General features: G+C 65.7%; 2 protein-coding genes. Both read right to left on the reverse strand.

From position 1 onward, the window contains the following. Positions 1-64: 64 nt before the first annotated feature. Complete coding sequence (locus A9O65_RS06125; protein ID WP_064701624.1) at positions 65-1366, reverse strand: TRAP transporter large permease; 1302 nt, start codon at positions 1364-1366, stop codon at positions 65-67. Further along, positions 1366-1914 (reverse strand): TRAP transporter small permease subunit (locus tag A9O65_RS06130; RefSeq protein ID WP_064701625.1); only part of this gene is annotated, 549 nt, incomplete at its 5' end. The genes A9O65_RS06130 and A9O65_RS06125, both read right to left, overlap by 1 nt.

Raw genomic sequence — 1914 nt, forward strand, 5'->3', positions numbered from 1 at the left:
CGATTGATAGGAGACGCGCGAGAGGGCTCAACGCCGTTTGCTCCCCTCATCGCCCGTCTTGTCGTCAAACCAGCCACATGGCCAGGTTGGGCCAGAACAGCAGCGCGAACAGCACGCACAGCTGCAGAGCGATAAAGGGCAGCAACGAAACGAAGATGTCCTTGAGGCTCACTTCCGGCGGCGCCACCCCTTTCAGGTAGAAGGCGGCCGGCCCGAACGGCGGCGACAGGAAGGACACCTGCATGTTCACCGCGAACAGGATGCCGAACCAGATCGGGCTGTAGCCCAGCTGCTCGACGATCGGCACGAAGATCGGCAGGGTCAGCATGGCCACCCCGATCCAGTCGAGGAACATGCCCAGCACCAGCAGGATCGCCATCATCACCAGAATGATCACGATCGGCGCCACGTCGAGGCCCGTGATCATTCCCGAAATGAAGCGGTTGCCGCCCATCAGGTTGTAGACCCCGACCAGTGCGGCGGCGCCGATGCCGATCCAGATGATCATGCCGCAGGTGACCAGCGTCTGGCCCAGGCTCTCATGCAGGGTCTTCACCGAGAACTCGCCGCGCAGCACCACCGCCAGCAGCACGCCGAACACGCCCATGGCCGCCGCCTCGGTTACCGAGGCCACGCCGCCATAGATCGAGCCCAGCACCAGCAGTGCGATCAGCCCCGGCACGAGAATCGCCTTGAGGGCCTGCCAGCGATTGGCGAAGCCCTCCTGGCGGTCGGCATCGCTCATCGGCGGCCCCATGGCGGGGTTGCGCAGGCAGCGCACCAGCACATAGCCGATGTAACTGAGCATCAGGATCACCGCCGGGGTGATGGCCGCGGTGAACAGATCGGCGATCGACTGCGAGGCGATCAGGCCATAGATGATCAGCACGATCGACGGCGGCATCATGGTGCCCAGTGCCCCGCCGGCACAGACCACGCCGATCGACAGGTGCTTGTCGTAGCCCAGGCGCAGCATCTGCGGCAGCGCCAGGATGCCCAGTAGCACGATCTCACCGCCGATGATTCCCGACAGCGCCGCCAGAAAGAAGGCCACCACGATGGTCTGTACCGCTACGCCACCGGGCAGGCGGCCGGCGAAGACCCGCATGGCATTGAACAGGTCCTTCGCGATCCCCGATCGGTCGAGCAACGAGGCCATCAGCACGAACATCGGTACCGCCACCAGCGAGTACTCGGTGACGAAGCCGTAGACGCGGCTGGTGACCAGCGGCAGGGCACTGGAACCAAACCAGCCGAAGGTGAAGACGAGGGCGATCAGGCCGGTGATGAAGGCCAGCGGCAGGCCGGTCACCAGCAGCGCGAAGATGGCCGCGACCATCAACAGGGTAGCGTCGGCGATTTCCATCAGACGGTGTTCTCCGTGTCGTCGACTTCAGGGGCCGGCTTGCCGCGCAGCGATTTCACCAGGTGCAGCAGCGACTGCACGCACATGATGGCCAGGGCCAGCAGGATCACGCCCTTGACCAGCGCCGGGAACGGCGGATTCCAGGACGTGCCGGAGCGCTCCAGCTGCCACTCGCCCAGCGGGTTGTGGGAGGCCTCCCAGAACATGGTGAAGGCGGCGTAGGTCATGCCCAGGCAGAACAGGAAGGCCACCAGGTCATTGAACCGGTCGAGCCACAGGCGGGCGGTCGGGCCGACGCTGTCGTAGAGCACCTTGACGCGAATGTGGCGGTTGCTGGCCAGGGCCGCCGGGCCGCCGAAGGCGAAGCTCACGGCGACCAGCATGACCACCGTCTCGTGGACCCAGGAGGTGGGCGAGGCGAAGGCGTAGCGCATGATCACCTCATAGACGCTGATCACCATGGCGACCAGCACCAGCCAGGCGGCGAGGCGGCCACAGGCCACCACGCCCCGGTCGAAGGCGGTGCGCACCGGGTCGGGAGGCGTCTC

This window comes from Halomonas caseinilytica, from assembly GCF_001662305.1.
In the GTDB taxonomy this organism is placed as follows: Bacteria; Pseudomonadota; Gammaproteobacteria; order Pseudomonadales; family Halomonadaceae; genus Halomonas; species Halomonas caseinilytica.

Excerpts from the sequence above, each read along its gene's own strand:
- A9O65_RS06125 (WP_064701624.1), bottom strand. The coding sequence starts at position 1,366 with ATGGAAATCGCCGACGCTACCCTGTTGATGGTCGCGGCCATCTTCGCG.